At 73.0% G+C, this 15,359-nt stretch carries 16 protein-coding genes; 9 read left to right on the plus strand and 7 right to left on the minus strand.

Annotated elements, in window-relative coordinates:
* Nucleotides 1-60 precede the first annotated feature (60 nt).
* A complete protein-coding gene (locus HCC30_RS29140) occupies nt 61-1,491 on the minus strand; it encodes a DUF3152 domain-containing protein (protein WP_169441685.1) in 1,431 nt (476 codons plus the stop codon).
* A complete protein-coding gene (locus HCC30_RS08380) occupies nt 1,491-2,534 on the minus strand; it encodes an alpha/beta hydrolase (protein ID WP_169441686.1) in 1,044 nt (347 codons plus the stop codon). Before HCC30_RS08380 ends, HCC30_RS29140 begins: the two co-directional genes overlap by 1 nt.
* Before the next feature lie 161 nt (nt 2,535-2,695).
* On the opposite strand from HCC30_RS08380, the gene HCC30_RS08385 reads away from it, so the two are divergent.
* From HCC30_RS08385 to HCC30_RS08400, 4 genes are all read left to right on the plus strand, one after another.
* Complete coding sequence (locus HCC30_RS08385) at nt 2,696-2,941, plus strand: hypothetical protein (RefSeq protein ID WP_169441687.1); 246 nt, start codon at nt 2,696-2,698, stop codon at nt 2,939-2,941.
* Between the two features lie 122 nt (nt 2,942-3,063).
* A complete protein-coding gene (locus tag HCC30_RS08390; protein WP_346776549.1) occupies nt 3,064-3,687 on the plus strand; it encodes a TetR/AcrR family transcriptional regulator in 624 nt (207 codons plus the stop codon).
* Between the two features lie 131 nt (nt 3,688-3,818).
* Nucleotides 3,819-4,049, plus strand: a complete 231-nt coding sequence (locus HCC30_RS08395; RefSeq protein ID WP_169441688.1) for a DUF3107 domain-containing protein — start codon at nt 3,819-3,821, stop codon at nt 4,047-4,049.
* Between the two features lie 163 nt (nt 4,050-4,212).
* Nucleotides 4,213-4,506 carry a hypothetical protein gene (locus HCC30_RS08400; protein ID WP_169441689.1) on the plus strand — a complete coding sequence of 98 codons (294 nt, stop codon included), beginning with the start codon at nt 4,213-4,215 and terminating at the stop codon, nt 4,504-4,506.
* A gap of 67 nt (nt 4,507-4,573) precedes the next feature.
* On the opposite strand, the gene HCC30_RS08405 is transcribed toward HCC30_RS08400, so the two are convergent.
* A complete protein-coding gene (locus HCC30_RS08405; RefSeq protein WP_169441690.1) occupies nt 4,574-5,344 on the minus strand; it encodes a ferritin-like fold-containing protein in 771 nt (256 codons plus the stop codon).
* Between the two features lie 170 nt (nt 5,345-5,514).
* Between HCC30_RS08405 and HCC30_RS08410 the strand changes: the two genes are divergently transcribed.
* Together HCC30_RS08410 and HCC30_RS08415 are read left to right on the plus strand one after the other, a co-directional pair.
* Complete coding sequence (locus tag HCC30_RS08410) at nt 5,515-7,404, plus strand: DEAD/DEAH box helicase (RefSeq protein ID WP_240979401.1); 1,890 nt, start codon at nt 5,515-5,517, stop codon at nt 7,402-7,404.
* Nucleotides 7,405-7,548: 144 nt separating this feature from the next.
* Nucleotides 7,549-8,448, plus strand: a complete 900-nt coding sequence (locus tag HCC30_RS08415) for an alpha/beta fold hydrolase (protein WP_169441691.1) — start codon at nt 7,549-7,551, stop codon at nt 8,446-8,448.
* A gap of 18 nt (nt 8,449-8,466) precedes the next feature.
* Here HCC30_RS08415 and HCC30_RS08420 read toward each other — a convergent pair whose 3' ends face one another.
* From HCC30_RS08420 to HCC30_RS08430, 3 genes are all read right to left on the minus strand, one after another.
* The gene (locus HCC30_RS08420; RefSeq protein ID WP_169441692.1) at nt 8,467-9,075 is read right to left on the minus strand and encodes a MarC family protein; all 609 of its coding nucleotides are present in this window, start codon (nt 9,073-9,075) and stop codon (nt 8,467-8,469) included.
* Between the two features lie 201 nt (nt 9,076-9,276).
* Nucleotides 9,277-10,122, minus strand: coding sequence for a PHP domain-containing protein (locus tag HCC30_RS08425; RefSeq protein ID WP_169441693.1), 846 nt, complete (start codon nt 10,120-10,122; stop codon nt 9,277-9,279).
* A 77-nt stretch (nt 10,123-10,199) separates the two neighbouring features.
* A complete protein-coding gene (locus HCC30_RS08430; protein ID WP_169441694.1) occupies nt 10,200-10,859 on the minus strand; it encodes a DUF6758 family protein in 660 nt (219 codons plus the stop codon).
* 318 nt (nt 10,860-11,177) lie between these two features.
* Here HCC30_RS08430 and HCC30_RS08435 point away from each other — a divergent pair, with 318 nt between their 5' ends.
* Nucleotides 11,178-12,422: an MFS transporter gene (locus tag HCC30_RS08435; protein WP_169441695.1), complete on the plus strand. Its 1,245-nt coding sequence runs from the start codon at nt 11,178-11,180 to the stop codon at nt 12,420-12,422.
* A gap of 70 nt (nt 12,423-12,492) precedes the next feature.
* Here the strand turns inward: HCC30_RS08435 and HCC30_RS08440 are convergent, their stop codons facing one another.
* Nucleotides 12,493-13,116 (minus strand): suppressor of fused domain protein, encoded by a 624-nt coding sequence (locus tag HCC30_RS08440; protein WP_169441696.1) that lies wholly within the window; start codon nt 13,114-13,116, stop codon nt 12,493-12,495.
* Nucleotides 13,117-13,672: 556 nt separating this feature from the next.
* Here HCC30_RS08440 and HCC30_RS08445 point away from each other — a divergent pair.
* Nucleotides 13,673-14,785 (plus strand): magnesium and cobalt transport protein CorA, encoded by a 1,113-nt coding sequence (locus tag HCC30_RS08445; protein ID WP_169441697.1) that lies wholly within the window; start codon nt 13,673-13,675, stop codon nt 14,783-14,785.
* Nucleotides 14,786-14,834: 49 nt separating this feature from the next.
* A complete protein-coding gene (locus HCC30_RS08450) occupies nt 14,835-15,356 on the plus strand; it encodes a hypothetical protein (RefSeq protein WP_169441698.1) in 522 nt (173 codons plus the stop codon).
* The last annotated feature ends 3 nt before the right edge of the window (nt 15,357-15,359 follow it).

Consider the following 15,359-nt stretch of genomic DNA (forward strand, 5'->3'; position numbering starts at 1 on the left):
AAGGCGGGCGTTGCGATCGGCTACCGCGAAAGGGTCACCGGGGACGGCGCCGGGGTGACGTCAGGCGTCGGGGTGGGGCCAGGCGTTGGGCTTGCAGGTGGCGCCGCCGATGTTCAGCGACTTGGTCTGCTGCATCATCACCGGCGCCCGCTCACCGTCCTTGGGGCAGCCGACGTGGCCGAAGCCGATCCGGTGGCCGACCTCGTGGTTGATGAGCATCTCCCGGTAGGAGCGCATCCGGTCGTCGCCGAAGGTCTTCGAACCCTGCGCCCAGCGGTAGCCGTTGATCATCACCCGCTCCGTCGCGGCGGAGTCGCAGGAGACCTTCTGCTCGCTGGTGTCCAGCCCGGACTTCATGCACCACACGTCGGTCGTGCCGGGGCTCGCCAGGGTGATCACGAAGTCGGCGTGGCCCTTGGAGACGCGCTCGAAGCTGCGTTCGCCGTTGTGCGCCCAACTGCGCTGGTCGTTCAGCGTCTTGTGCACGGCCTTCGCGAACAGGTCGCCGTCCAGCCCGATCTTCCGCTCGACGTCGACCCGGTAGCGCAGCTTCTGCCCCTCGCCCGGACCCTTGTCGGCGCCGCCCACCGTCCGGAACGTGCCCGAGCCCTTCAGATCGGCGTCCATCGGGTACGGCTTCGCGAGCTTCTGGTCGTAACTCAGCGGCTTCTTGGTGGGTTTGGCCGACGGCTGTGCCGGTGCGCCCCGGCCGCCGCTCTCCGAGCGCGAGGCCGGGTCGGCGTCGGCGCCCGCGCGCCCGACGACACCGGCGCCCGCCGCGCGGTCGCCGTCCCGGTGCTCGCCGGAGGCGGCCTGCCCGGCCACCACCACGGCCAGCACGGTCGTCACCGCGGCCGCGCCGATCCCCGCGGCCGTACGCTTCGCCCCGCTCACGCCACGGCGCTGGACCCCGGTCGCGGCGGTGGTGCCGAGCGGCGCGAACTCCTCCTCGCCGCCGTCCGATTGCTCACCCTCGGGCACGCCCTGCTCACCGTCCGGCGGTGCCTGCCCGCTGCCGCCGCCGTCACCGGACGCCGGGGCACCGGGCGCGTGGGGCGCGGCGGGCGTGGCCGCGCCGTCGCCGGGCCGGTGGTAGCGGCCCGCCGCGCGCGGCTCGGCCGGGAAGACTCCGTCGTCGAAGGCCTCGACGTACTCGGGACGCGGGCCGCGCGGCCCGCGCATCGGCCCGGCCCGCCCGGGGCCGCGGCCCCAACTCCCGCCCGGCTCACGGTGTTCGGGATGACCGCCGCGAGTCTCGGGGATGCGCGGAGCGCCTCCGTCCGGCGACGCCTCGTGACCACCGGCGGGCGCGCCCCGCTCCGGCCGCGCCGCGGGACGCGGCACGCCGTGCTGCTGCGGCCCCCGGTACTGCCGGGGTTCGGGGAAGTCCTGCTGCTCCGTGGCGTACGGCCGCGGAACCGCCCCGTGCCCGGCGGATATCCCGGAGGTGTCGGCGGAGTCCCCGCGGCCTCTGCGGCTATGACGTCCCACTAGTCACCTTTCACGGATACGGGAGTCGTGTGCGCAGCGTTCCGGTCGTCAACCCCGTGGGTCAACCGGCCGCTGTCCGAGAGGAGTTCCCGGAACGCGCCCCCGACGGCCTCCGGGTACTCCATCATCGCCACGTGCCCCGCCTCGAGCAGGGCGAGCAGCCGGGATTCCCGGAAAGCCGCGGATGCGCGGCGCGCCATGCGGAAGCCGACCAACTGGTCGCGCCCGCCGTACACGAGGAGTGTCGGAGCGAGTACCCGCTCCGCCTGCCGCCAGAGCGAATGCTGGCCGCCCAGCGTGTACGCGTCCACGATCCCACGAGCCGAGCGAGAAAGCGCGTCCCAGAAGTACGGCAGCCGCAGCCGCCGTTCGTACTCCTCGACGGCGGCCGCGAATCCCTCGGGTGTGACGCGTGCGGGGTCGCCGTAGCAGAGCGCGAGCACCTCGCCGGTGCGCCGCTCGGCGGTCCAGTCCTGCGTCAGCCTGCCGAACAGCCGGGCCACGCCGGGCACCGCGAGCAGCGCCGTCGGCACGGCGGTGCGCTGCGGCAGCCGCTCGGGCAGCGCCGGGGAGACCAGCGTGAGCGTCCGCACCAGGTCGGGGCGGACGGCGGCGATGCGGGTGGCGACGGCGCCGCCCATGGAGTTGCCGAAGAGGTGCACGGGCGCCCGGCCGCACGCGTCGAGGTAGCGGATGACGGCGCGGGTGTGTCCGGTGACGGAGTAGTCACCGCTGTCGGGCGGCGGGGAGTCGCCGAAGCCGGGGAGGTCGACGGCCTCGCCGTCGACGGTGTCCGCCAGCTCCGCCATCAGCGCCGTCCAGTTCTGCGAGGAGCCGCCCAGCCCGTGCACGAACAGCGCGGGCGGCAGCCCCTCGCGGGCCGGCTCCCGGGAGCGGACCGTCAGCGTGAGCCGGCCCAGCTCGACGGAGCGCACCCGCTCGCCCTCCCCGAGGAGGGGCCCGGTCGACGACGGCACGGCACGCGGCACCGCGGCACCGGCACCGGACGCGGCGGCGGGACGGGGCTTCTCGACAGGGGACATGCAGCAATATTACGAGACGATCACGCCCGGAATGATGTGTTCGCACTCACAGCACGGGCACCCGTACCACCCCTCCCCGCACCGGGGCGGGCCGGGCGGAAACCCGCATCCGGGGCCTACGCTCGGGAGAGAGCGCGACTGCCTGCGAAAGGGGAGCCCGCATGCCTGTCGACCCGACCGATCCCGACACCTTCGAGGACGCGTACGAGGAAGAGCCGGAGGAATCCGGAGCACTCGGGGATTTCGAGGCGTCGTCCGCCGACGCCGCCGAGCAGCAGGCCGACCTGCTCCGTCAGCGCGACGAGCCGATGACCGGCCGTGACGAGTACCCGGCCGCCGAGGTCGACCCGGCGGACGCCGCGGATCAGGCACGTGTCGTGGAGATGAACGAGGACGAGTACCGATAAACCGCCCACTCGCGCGTTCCAGTCGGTGAAATTCTCGCTCCGCACCGCGCACACGCCTGTTACCCAAAAGTACGATGGCGGCGCAGCGCACACCGCGCGCGGAAACACATCAGGGAGGCGGCGTGACAGCCATCGAGCGGACAGAGGCGCGCCCTCGCGGCACACGCCTGCCGCGCCGGGCCCGGCGCAACCAGCTGCTGGGCGCTGCCCAGGAGGTCTTCGTCGCACAGGGCTACCACGCGGCGGCCATGGACGACATCGCCGACCGGGCGGGCGTCAGCAAGCCCGTGCTGTACCAGCACTTCCCGGGCAAGCTCGACCTCTACCTGGCCCTGCTGGACCAGCACTGCGACGCACTGCTGCAGTCCGTGCGCGCGGCGCTGGAGTCGACCTCGGACAACAAGCACCGGGTCGCGGCCACGATGGACGCGTACTTCGCCTACGTCGAGGACGAGGGCGGTGCCTTCCGGCTCGTCTTCGAGTCGGACCTCACCAACGAGCCGGCCGTGCGCGAGCGCGTGGAGAAGGTCAGCGTCGACTGTGCGGAGGCCGTGAGCGAGGTCATCGCCGAGGACACCAAGCTGCCGCGCGAGCAGTCCATGCTGCTGGCGATGGGCCTGTGCGGCATGGCGCAGATCACCGCGCGCTTCTGGCTCAGCTCGGGCCGGCAGATCCCGCGGGACGCGGCGGCCAAGCTGATCTCGTCGCTGTCGTGGCGCGGTATCGCCGGTTTCCCGATGCAGTGAGCGGCTCCGCGGGGCGCGTGTTCGCTGCGGGCGTGCGGGCTCGCCGCTCCGGGATGTCCGCACCGGACTAATGTGTCCTGCGTACAGCGCGGCTGGCCGCGTACCCAACTGACTGTCGGAGGGACATAGCCGTGGAGGTCAAGATCGGCGTGCAGCACGCGCCCCGCGAGATCGTCTTCGAGAGCAAGCTGAACCCCGAAGAGATCGAGAAGGCGGTTTCCGCTGCGCTCGCTGACAGCGGCGCGAACGTGCTCAACCTGGAGGACGAGCACGGCAAGAAGATCCTCGTCCCGTCCGACCGGATCGCCTACGTCGAGATCGGCGAGCAGGCCGGACGCAAGGTGGGCTTCGGCACACTCTGAGTGCGGGGCTCCGGCACCGGCGGAGCGGGGCACCACAACCCCTGCGGCGGCTCTTCGAATTGCTCGAAGGGCCGCCGTTTCGCGTGCGTCCCCGCAGGGGAGGACCGGAACGACCGTTTTGCGCCACCGGCCCGCCCAGGCCGTATCCCCCGAGGAGGTCCCCATGATCTGGGAGGCACTCGGCTCCGTCGTGCTCGGACTCGCCGTCGCGTACGCGGCCGCCGCCCGCCTGCCCGGACGGTTCCCCAACCAGGCGCTGGTCTTCGCCACAGGACCCGTCGCCGCGCTGCTCGGCGGCATCGTCACCCGCGTCGTCCTCGGCCCGGGGCACACGGCCCTGACGCTGGTCGCCGCCGCCGCGGTGAGTGTGGCACTCCTCTCACTCCTGCTGAGCGAGAACGTGCGCTCCCCCGGCCTGCCGCCCACCGCGGACATCCCGGGCACCCCGCCCGTCTGACCCGACCGGGGCGCTGGCCCGCCCGACGCCGGGGCGGAACCGGCGCCGGGTACGACGAAAGCGCAGGTCAGGCCGCGAGGCCCAGGGCGGCCATCCGCTTGGTGTGCGCCTCGGTGATCCGGTTGAACATCTTGCCGACCTCCGCGAGGTCGAAGCCGTCGGCGATCCCGCCCACCAGCATCGTGGACAGCGCGTCCCGCTCGGCGACCACCCGCTGCGCCTGCGAGAGCGCCTCACCCATCAGCCGCCGTGCCCACAGCGCCAGCCGGCCGCTGACCCGGTGGTCGGCCTCGATGGCGGCCCGTACCCGGTCCACGGCGAAGTTCGAGTGGCCGGTGTCGTCCAGCACACCGAGGACGAGGGCGCGGGTGTCGGCGTCGAGCCGCTCGGCGACCTCGCGGTAGAAGTCGGACGCGATCGAGTCGCCGACGTACGCCTTGATCAGGCCCTCCAGCCAGTCCGAGGGCGCGGTCTGGCGGTGGAACTCGTCCAGCGCGGCCGCGAACGGCTCCATCGCCTCGGTCGGCTCCTCGTCGATCTCCGCCAGCCGCCGCCGCAGCCGCTCGAAGTGGCCGAACTCGGCGGAGGCCATCGAGGCCAGCGCCGCCTTGTCGGCCAGCGAGGGTGCCAGCTTCGCGTCCTCGGCCAGGCGCTCGAAGGCGGCCAGCTCGCCGTACGCCAGGGCTCCCAGCAGGTCCACGACCGCCGCGCGGTAGGTCGGCTCGGCGGAAGCCTCCGCCCAGGACTGGGCGGCGATCCCGGTCCGGGGCTCGCTGCCCGCGGCCTCCTCGGCGGTGTCGCCGGCCCCTGCGGCAGTGGTGTTGTCAGACGTCTCCATGGCCTGCACGATAGCCCGCCCCACCTGCCCGGGAAGCGGCCCGTCCCGAGGTCGTGACGCCCCGGTGGACTTCGTACACAACAATCGCCCCGGTACACATGCGCGGATCCGGGGTACAGTGATATTGGCGCCCGCCGGAATCGGCGGGCCGCATGTACGCATGACTGCGGATGCCCGGTCGGTGGCCCGATCGGCTCCGACCCGACAAGCCCTCGACCGCGTGGGCCGTGCAGAGGCACGCACCGCGGCATGAGGGACCGCTCGCGCGGGAAGAGCGCTTGAGCGAGAGCCAGTGGTCCCGCACCGACCGGCGGGCCGGCAAGGCGCCGCCTTCGGTGCGGTGCGACCCTCCTCGCCTCCTCACCTCGCGTCACACAGAAGAGGCAAGCATCCTGTCCACCACGTTTCGCGATCTCGGGATTCTCTCCGAGACGGCCGAGGCCCTCGAAGCCGTCGGCATCACGTCCCCCTTTCCCATCCAGGAGCTGACGCTTCCCGTCGCACTCGCGGGCAACGACGTCATCGGCCAGGCGAAGACCGGTACGGGCAAGACGCTCGGGTTCGGCCTGCCGCTGCTGGAGACCGTCACCGTCCCCGCCGACGTCGAGACCGGCCGGGCGCAGCCCGAGGAGCTGTCCGACGCACCGCAGGCCCTCGTGGTCGTCCCCACCCGCGAGCTGTGCCAGCAGGTCACCAACGATCTTCAGACGGCGGGCAAGGTCCGTAACGTCCGGGTGCTGTCCATCTACGGCGGCCGGGCCTACGAGCCGCAGGTCGAGGCGCTGAACAAGGGCGTCGACATCGTCGTGGGCACGCCGGGCCGGCTGCTGGACCTCGCGGGGCAGAAGAAGCTCCGCCTGTCCGAGGTCCGCGCCCTCGTCCTGGACGAGGCCGACGAGATGCTCGACCTGGGCTTCCTGCCGGACGTCGAGAAGATCATCCAGATGCTTCCGGCGAAGCGGCAGACCATGCTGTTCTCCGCGACGATGCCGGGCCAGGTCATCTCGCTGGCCCGCCGCTACATGAGCCAGCCCACGCACATCCGCGCCTCCGAGCCGGACGACGCGGGCCACACCGTCGCCAACACCACGCAGCACGTCTACCGCGCCCACTCCATGGACAAGCCGGAGATGGTCGCCCGCATCCTGCAGGCCGAGAGCCGCGGCCTGGCGATGATCTTCTGCCGTACGAAGCGCACCGCCGCCGACGTCTCCGAGCAGCTGACCCGCCGCGGCTTCGCCTCCGGCGCCGTCCACGGCGACCTGGGCCAGGGCGCCCGCGAGCAGGCGCTGCGCGCCTTCCGCAACGGCAAGGTCGACGTGCTGGTCTGCACCGACGTGGCCGCGCGCGGCATCGACGTCGACGGTGTGACGCATGTCATCAACTACCAGACGCCCGAGGACGAGAAGACCTACCTGCACCGCATCGGCCGCACCGGCCGCGCGGGCGCCTCGGGTACGGCCGTCACGCTCGTCGACTGGGACGACATCCCGCGCTGGCAGCTGATCAACAAGGCGCTGGAGCTGGAGCACCCGGACCCGCCCGAGACGTACTCGACCTCCCCGCACCTCTACGAGGAGCTGGGCATTCCGCAGGGCACCAAGGGTGTGCTGCCGCGTGCCGAGCGGACGCGTGAGGGGCTGTCGGCCGAGAAGGTCGAGGACCTGGGCGAGACCGGCCGCGGTGGCCGCGGCGGCGGGCGCTCCGGCGCGCGCGACGAGGCCGAGGAGCGCCCGAAGCGCACCCGGACGCAGCGTCAGCGCCGCCGTACGCGGGGCGGCAGCCCGGTGGACGGCGAGAGCGCGTCCGGTGCCTCGGAGGCGGGTTCCGCTCCGGGGCCGGACGCGGAGTCGGGTGAGGCGCGGAAGCCGCGCCGTCGCCGTCGTACGCGTTCCGGTTCGGGCTCCGGCGGGGCGGCGAAGTCCGCCGAGCAGGCCGGGGGTTCGGGTTCCGGTCCGGCTTCCGCTTCCGCTGAGGGCGAGGGGGCCGCCAAGCCGCGCCGCCGTCGTCGTACGCGTTCCGGTTCCGCCGCCAAGCAGCAGGCGTCCGCCGAGGGCTGAGCCTCGCGCCGCCCCGGTTCCACACGCTGTGGCCCGGCCCCCGTCACGGGGTGCCGGGCCGCTGTGCGTTCGGGGCGGGGCGGGTTCACGGGGAGGCCGCGGGCGGTTCGCGGGGAGGTCGTGGGCGGGCGATAGCGTCTCGGCATGAGCGTGCCTCCCTTCCTCGACCTCCCCGCGGCCGCCCGGGCCGTCCGGCTGAGCACCGCCCGCGGCTCCTTCGCGGCGCACGTCATCGACCCGCCGGACGCGCCGGGGGACGAGGGCACGGTGCTGCTGGTCCCCGGGTTCACCGGCAGCAAGGAGGACTTCATCGGGCTGCTGGAGCCACTGGCCCGTGCCGGGTTCCGGGTGGTGGCGGTGGACGGGCGCGGCCAGTTCGAGTCCGGCGGCCCGCGCGCCGAGGCGGCCTACGCGCAGCCGGAACTCGCCCGGGACGTCCTGGCGTTGGCGCGGACCGTGGGCGGCGGCGGGCGCGTCCATCTGCTCGGGCACTCGCTGGGCGGCCTGATCGCGCGGGCCGCCGTCCTGGCGGACGCGGCGCCCTTCGCTTCGCTGACGCTGCTGAGCAGCGGCCCGGCCGAGGTCGCGCCGTCCCAGCGGCAGCGCCTGGAACTGCTGCTGGCCGCGCTCTCGGCGATGCCGATGGACGACATCTGGCAGGAGATCCGGAAGCTGGACCCGGCGCCGGGCTCCGAGGGGGACGCGCCGTTCCCGGTGGCCGAGGCGGACGCCTCGCGCGCGACGGCCGCGTTCCTGGAGCGCCGCTGGATGGCGAACGTGCCCGAGCAACTGGCCGTCACGGGGCGTCAGCTGGCCTCGGAGCCGGACCGGGTGGCCGAACTGGCCGGGGTCCCGCTGCCGGTGCACGTCGTCTCCGGCGCGACGGACGACGCCTGGCCCGTCCCGCTGCTCGACGCGATGGCGGAACGGCTGGGCGCCCGCCGCTCGGTCGTCGCCGGGGCGGGCCACTCCCCCAACGCCGACCGCCCGGCGGAGACGGCCCGCGCCCTCGCCGCGTTCTGGCACGGGCGTGACGCGGGCTGACGCCGGGAGCGGGGCCGCTCAGCCGTGGCCCTGGACGAACTGCGTGACGCCGTTGGCGATCTGCTGGACCGCGATCGCGGAGAGCAGCATCCCGGAGAGGCGGGTGACGAGGACGACGCCGCCGTCCTTGATGACCCGGATGATCAGCAGCGAGTAGCGCATCACCAGCCACAGCACCACGTGCATGGCGATGATCGCCGACCACACCGACAGCTGGCCGCCGAAGCCGTCCGCGTGCTGCACGGCGAGGATGACGGAGACGATCGCGCCGGGTCCCGCGAGCAGCGGCATCCCGAGCGGGACGAGGGCGACGTTGACGTCCTTCGTCTGCGAGGGCTCGTCGGTCTTGCCGGTGAGCAGGGACAGCGCGACGAGCAGGAGCAGCAGTCCGCCCGCGACCATCAGCGCGGGCACGGAGACGTGCAGGTAGTCGAGGACCTGCTTGCCGCAGATCCCGAAGACGGTGATCACGCCGAAGGCCACGGCCGTCGCCTGGAGCGCCATCTTGCGCTGCATCTTGGCGGGGCGTCCCGAGGTCAGCCCGAGGAAGATCGGCGTGATGCCGGGCGGGTCCATGATGACGAACAGGGTGAGGAATACGGAGCCGAAGACGGCGAAGTCGAACACGGTGGTGCTGCCTTGCTGGTGGGGAGGGTCTGGTGGATATCAGGACGTACCGCCGCACCGGCGCGCACGACGGCCGGTGCCGGCAGACGGCACGGGCCCGGCTTCACAACAAGCCCGGGACCCGGAAAGGGAGAGAGGGAGGAAAGGGGGAAGCCCGGCGGGGCGCGACGCGGCGCCCGTGAGCCGGTGGTGGACGCGGCGTCAGCCGGTGACGGGCGAGGCTCCGGAGCCGCGGTCCGCGATCTCCTCGTAGACGTCGGGGATCGTCAGGTGCTCGCCGAGGACGCAGGTCTTGCGGCTGCCGTGGTAGTCGCTGGAGCCGGTGGCGAGGAGGCCGAGGTCGGCGGCCATGCCGTGCAGCCGCCTGCGGGTGGCGGGGTCGTGGTCCATGTGGTCGGCCTCGAGGCCGTCGAGCCCGGCGGCGGCGAGGTCGGCTATCGCGCTCTCGGGGACGCAGTGGCCGCGCTTGACGGCCATCGGGTGCGCGAAGACGGCGACGCCGCCCGCGCCCTTGATGAGCCGCAGCGCCTCGAAGGGGTCGAGTTCGTGCTTGTCGACGTAGGCCCGGCCGTCGTTCGCGATCCACTCCTCGGTGAACGCGTCCGAGACGGAGCCGATCACTCCGGCCTCGACCATGGCCGAGGCGATGTGCGGGCGTCCGACCGCCCCGTCCCCGGCGATCTCCGCGACCCGCTCCCAGGTCACGGGCACGCCCAGCTCGCGCAGCTTGGCGACCATGCCGCGGGCGCGGGGGACGCGGTCGTCGCGGACGAGTTCGCGCTCGCGGGCCAGCTCGGGCTCCTCGGGGTCGAAGAGGTAGGCGAGCATGTGCAGGCCGATGCCGTCGAGGCGGCAGGAGAGTTCGGCGCCGGTGACGAGGGTCAGCCCGGCGGGCAGCGCGCGCAGCGCCTCCGCGTGCCCGGAGACGGTGTCGTGATCGGTGAGCGCGACGACGTCCAGCCCGGCGGCCCGTGCGTTGCGGACGAGCTCGGCGGGGGTGTCGGTGCCGTCCGATGCGGTGGAGTGGGTGTGCAGGTCGATGCGCACGGTACGGGCTCCAGCGGGGACGGGCGGGTGTTCGATCGGGACGTTGCCGTCCCAGAATAACCGCCGACGCGACCGGCTCAGGGCCCCTCGTACGGGCCCTGGGACATGATGCGCGGCGAGAGCGCGCCGCAGGGGACGAGGTCGACCTCGGCGCCGGCGTCCCGCAGGTCGGTGAGCACGAGTTCGTCGTACATCAGGAATCCGGACTGCTGCGGCCAGACGATCGCCCACAGCCACAGCCCCCGTGCCTCGCCGGCGAACACGGCGCGGTCGTCGGCGGATTCGCGGACGTGCCACAGCGGAGTGGGGCGGCCGGCGGCCAGCACCTTGGCCTCCGGTGGCCGGTCGACGGACAGCCGCGGGCCGGGGTCGGGGCCCGCCAGGCCGGCGTAGCGCGCGCCGAGTCCGACGCCCAGTTCCTCGGCGACGAGGAGGAGTTCGCCGGGGCCGCCGAGCGGCCCGGGCCCGGAGCAGGCGACGGCGGTGGCGCGGCCGCCGCTCCGGTCGTCCCCCGCGCACGCCACCCCGGTGAACAGCCAGCCGACGGGCAGCGGCCAGGGCATCCAGACCGGGACCTCGGTACGGCCGACGACCACGGAGAGCGCCTCGACGCTGGGCGGGACGACGGGCTGCAGCGGGTGGACGGTGCCGTGCACGTCGCACTGCCAGGAGTCGGCGAAGAGGCCGGGCGCTCGGACCCGGCCACCGCACTTCGGGCAACTGGGTTCGCCCCTCATGGGGCACAACGGTCCTCCCCGGCCGCCGCCGCGTCAAGGACGATCACGGGGTCCGCACCGGGCCGCCCGGGGCCCGTCGCGGAGCGGTCCGTTCCGGCTCCGCACCCCGCCACGGAGCGGAAGATCAGCCTCCGTCGGCAGCGGCGCGGCGGGGGCACGGACCACCAGCGGGGACGCCGTCGAGGCGGCGGACGGGACCCGCGCCGGTCCGGTCCAGGCCGTGACCTCGAAAGATAGATGCAGCTTGCATTAATTAGCTTGCCTAACTTATCCTGTGTACACATCAATCAAAATTGCGCAGCGAAGGAGCGCGAGAGCATGAGCGGTGATCCATTCGACGAAGGCGGGGGCAGCATCCTCCGCCAGCCCAAGGCGGTGTGGGCGACGGCGGGAGCGGCCGTCGTCGCCTTCATGGGCATCGGCCTGGTCGACCCGATCCTGCCGTCGATCGCCAAGGGACTGCAGGCGTCACCCAGTCAGGTCTCCCTGCTGTTCACCTCGTACTTCCTGATCACGGCCGTGGCCATGCTCGTCACCGGCTTCATCTCCAGCCGGATCGGCGGCCGGAAGACCCTGCTCGCCGGACTCGCGCTGGTCGTGGTCTTCGCGGCACTGTCCGGGATGTCCGGCTCGGTCGGCGAACTCGTCGGCTTCCGCGCCGGCTGGGGCCTGGGCAACGCGCTGTTCGTCTCGACGTCCCTCGCGGTGATCGTCGGCGCCGCGGCCGGCGGCAGCGCGGCCGCGATCCTGCTCTACGAGTCGGCCCTCGGCCTCGGCATGGCCTGCGGCCCGCTGCTCGGCGCCGTCCTCGGCGACATGGAGTGGCGCTACCCGTTCTTCGGCACCGCGATCCTGATGGCCATCGGCTTCGTCGCGATCACCGTCTTCCTCAAGGAACAGCCCAGGCCCGCGCGGAAGACGTCACTGCTCGACCCGGTCAAGGCGCTGGGGCACGGCGGGCTCGCCTCGGCGGCCGCCTCCGCCTTCTTCTACAACTACGCGTTCTTCACGGTGCTGGCCTTCACGCCGTTCGTGCTGAACATGTCGCCGTACCGCTCGGGCGCCGTCTTCTTCGCCTGGGGCGTGCTGCTGGCCGTCTTCTCCGTCCTCGTCGCACCGCGGCTCCAGGAACGGTTCGGCTCGCTGAAGGTGCTGGGCGGCTCGCTCGTGCTGATGGCCGTCGACCTGCTGGTCCTCGGGTACGGGAATCACACCGTCGCCATCGTGTGCACCGTGCTCTCCGGCGCCCTCATCGGCATCAACAACACGGTCTTCACCGAACTCGCCCTCGGCGTCTCGGACGCGCCGCGCCCCGTGGCCAGCGCCGGGTACAACTTCGTCCGCTGGTTCGCCGCCGCGGCCGCGCCGTTCCTGGCCCCGAAGATCGAGGAGTGGACGGATGTCCACATGCCCTTCGTCGTCGCCGCCGTCGCGGCCGCGATCGGCGCCGCGATCGTCGGCGTCCGCCGTACGTCCCTGCGGCACGACGCGGAGGAGCTGCTTCCGGAGCACGCCCGCGAGGACGCCGCGGGCGACGGCCCCAGCCCCGTCACCGCCGGCTGACCGCCGCGGCGCACCGGCCCCGTCCCGCGGTTCTCCCAACCGCCGGGCGGGGCCTTCGCGTTGGCCGGGCTCAGTCGTCGAGCGGGACGGCGGAGCGACGCGGGTCGCGCAGGTCGGTGCCGTGCCGCAGCCAGCGCTCCTCCAGGGCGGCGGCGCCGTGCACCCGCTTCCACGCGGCCTCGTTGGGGCGCATCGGCAGCAGCGGCAGGAACCGCACCGGGTCGCGCGGCTCCCCCAGCTCCAAGTCCTCGACCAGACCGCCGGATTCAGCCACCAGCACCGAGCTGAACGGCGCCTCGGGCCACAGCGGCTCCCCCACGTCCAGCGAGGCGCCGGGCGCCACGACGACGCCCTCGACCTGCGGGGTCGCCGCGAGTACCGCCAGCGGCCGCAGCACCTTGTCCGTATCGGCCAGGCCCGCCCGTACGGACAGCAGCAGTTCGGCGCGCGGGCCCTTCTCGGGGTCGGCCAGCGCGGCCGTGGGGTCGGCCATCGGCGCGGCCGACATACCGAGTGTCGCGTATCTCACGATGCCGTCGTCCGGCCCCGCCTTCTCGCCGGACGGGGCGGCGCCCGGGGCCCAGCGCAGCACCTCGATGCGGTCGGTGCCGAGGAAGGTCACCGAGGCCCTGGCGTCGGGCTCGCCCAGTGCCGTGCGCAGCCGGGCCTCGACCAGTGAGAGAACGTCAGACATGCCGCGAGCATAGATCTCGCGAACTCGGGGACGACGTGCGGACCCACGGCGGTCCGTACTGGCCGAAACGGGCACGTGCGCGATTTCCTGGTGCTACCGTGGGCTGCTGGTCAGCGCATACCCGGCAGGGCGGTTTCCGTCCCGCGCGGGAGCATGCCCCGCATCGCCCCTCTGGGGCCCGGCCGGAGGAGGTGGGACTGAACATGGATCCGAGTCGACCGTGCAGTACCAGCCGCTCTTCCGGCACCTCGCGGCCCCACTCCTGAGCCCCTTCTTTCCCGGCGTCATTCCGGGGAAACCTCCGAAGGGCCTTGTCTTCACCCCGGGTTCGCAGCCTGAAGAGCGCATGGGCCGGGCTCACCGTCGAGTCCCGCTCACGCACGAGCCCCGCTCGCCCCCGCAACGACAGCGACCCCAGCGAACGCCGTCACGCGGCACGCGTGGTGCCCGCTTTGCAGACCTCCGGCAGGCCCGAAGGGCCTCCCCCACCGTAGGTCCCCATTCCGGGCAGCACTGCGCCTCGCCCGACGGCACGGCACCGACAAGGAGCTCCGGCATGTCGATGATCCGCGAACTGCGCGCAGCCGTCCGCCCCGCCCTCCGCAAGGGCGGCGGCCCCTCCTCCTACGACTCCTGCCGCGACGAGACCGCCAGCAGCGCCGTCGTCGACTGCGGCGTCTACCGCGACGGCGCCCGCGTCAGCGGCTGTCCCAGCCCGGCCGAGGCGCTGCGCGCCGTCCGCTCGGGCGAGCGCGGCGGCTTCGTATGGATCGGGCTGCACGAGCCGACGGAGGAGGAATTCTCCGGCATCGCCACGGAGTTCGGGCTGCACCCGCTCGCCGTGGAGGACGCGGTGCACGCGCACCAGCGGCCCAAGCTGGAGCGGTACGACGACAGCGTCTTCACCGTCTTCAAGACCATCCACTACGTGGAGCACGCCGAACTCACCGCCAGCAGCGAGGTGGTGGAGACGGGCGAGGTGATGTGCTTCACCGGCCGGGACTACATCATCACCGTCCGGCACGGCGGCCAGGGCTCGCTGCGGGCGCTGCGCCACCGGCTGGAGGACGACCCGGAGCTGCTAGCCAAGGGCCCGTCCTCGGTGCTGCACGCCATCGCCGACCAGACCGTCGACGGGTATCTCGCCGTCGCGGACGCGGTGCAGGACGACATCGACGAGGTCGAGATCGAGGTCTTCTCGCACACGGCGGGCAACGGGCGGCGCGGCGGCGACGCGGGGCGGATCTACCAACTCAAGCGCGAGGTGCTGGAGTTCAAGCGCGCGGTCTCGCCGCTGATGCGGCCGCTGCAGCAGCTGAGCGAGCGCCCGATGCGGCTGATCGACCCGGACATCCAGAAGTACTTCCGGGACGTCGCCGACCATCTGACGCGGGTGAACGAGCAGGTCCTCGGCTTCGACGACCTGCTGAACTCCATCCTCCAGGCCAATCTCGCGCAGGCGACGGTCGCGCAGAACGAGGACATGCGCAAGATCACCTCGTGGGCGGCGATCTTCGCGGTGCCGACGATGATCGCGGGCATCTACGGCATGAACTTCGACTACATGCCCGAACTGCACTGGAAGTACGGCTATCCGGTGGTGATGGGCGTCATCGTCGGCATCTGCTTCGGCATCCACCGCGGCTTCAAGCGCAACGGCTGGCTGTAGCGGGGCACGGGCAGCGTGGAGCCGTCGGGCCGGGCGGTAGCCTGCCCGTATGACGCTGCTCGATCAGGCCCTCGTCGAGGAGGCCACCAAGAAGTCCGGCCTCATCTGGGTGCGGGGCCCCGAAGGGCCCTCGCGTTCGCTCTGGCACGTGTGGCACGACGGTGCCGTCTGCCTCGTCGGCGACGGCCCGCAGGAGCAGCCGCTGGAGGGCCTCGGGCTGGCGGACGGCGGCAGCGCCACGGTCAGCGTCCGCAGCAAGGACAAGGGCGGCCGGCTCGTCGCCTGGCCCGCGCGGGTACGGGAGTTGCGGCCCGGGACGGAGCAGTGGGACGAGGCCGTCGGCGAGCTCAAGGGCAAGCGGCTGAACGCGCCGGACGCGGAGACGGTCCCCGAGCGCTGGGCCCGCGAGTGCCGGGTGCTGCGGCTGGAGCCGACGGGCGGCCCGTCGGAGAAGCCCGGCGGCATGCCGGAGGGCTCGCACGCGCGGGCCCCGCTGCCGACCCCGGCCACGACCCGGCGGCAGGCGCCCGCCGGGCTGCCGAAGCTGCTGTTCCGGCGCCGCGGGAAGTAACCC

Source organism: Streptomyces sp. HNM0574 (genome assembly GCF_012726235.1).
Classification (GTDB): domain Bacteria; phylum Actinomycetota; class Actinomycetes; order Streptomycetales; family Streptomycetaceae; genus Streptomyces.

Coding starts and splice junctions, on each gene's coding strand:
- HCC30_RS08380 (WP_169441686.1), bottom strand. CDS start 2,534: ATGTCCCCTGTCGAGAAGCCCCGTCCCGCCGCCGCGTCCGGTGCCGGT.
- HCC30_RS08385 (WP_169441687.1), top strand. CDS start 2,696: ATGCCTGTCGACCCGACCGATCCCGACACCTTCGAGGACGCGTACGAG.
- HCC30_RS08400 (WP_169441689.1), top strand. CDS start 4,213: ATGATCTGGGAGGCACTCGGCTCCGTCGTGCTCGGACTCGCCGTCGCG.
- HCC30_RS08405 (WP_169441690.1), bottom strand. CDS start 5,344: ATGGAGACGTCTGACAACACCACTGCCGCAGGGGCCGGCGACACCGCC.
- HCC30_RS08410 (WP_240979401.1), top strand. CDS start 5,515: ATGCCCGGTCGGTGGCCCGATCGGCTCCGACCCGACAAGCCCTCGACC.
- HCC30_RS08415 (WP_169441691.1), top strand. CDS start 7,549: ATGAGCGTGCCTCCCTTCCTCGACCTCCCCGCGGCCGCCCGGGCCGTC.
- HCC30_RS08430 (WP_169441694.1), bottom strand. CDS start 10,859: ATGAGGGGCGAACCCAGTTGCCCGAAGTGCGGTGGCCGGGTCCGAGCG.
- HCC30_RS08435 (WP_169441695.1), top strand. CDS start 11,178: ATGAGCGGTGATCCATTCGACGAAGGCGGGGGCAGCATCCTCCGCCAG.
- HCC30_RS08440 (WP_169441696.1), bottom strand. CDS start 13,116: ATGTCTGACGTTCTCTCACTGGTCGAGGCCCGGCTGCGCACGGCACTG.
- HCC30_RS08445 (WP_169441697.1), top strand. CDS start 13,673: ATGTCGATGATCCGCGAACTGCGCGCAGCCGTCCGCCCCGCCCTCCGC.
- HCC30_RS08450 (WP_169441698.1), top strand. CDS start 14,835: ATGACGCTGCTCGATCAGGCCCTCGTCGAGGAGGCCACCAAGAAGTCC.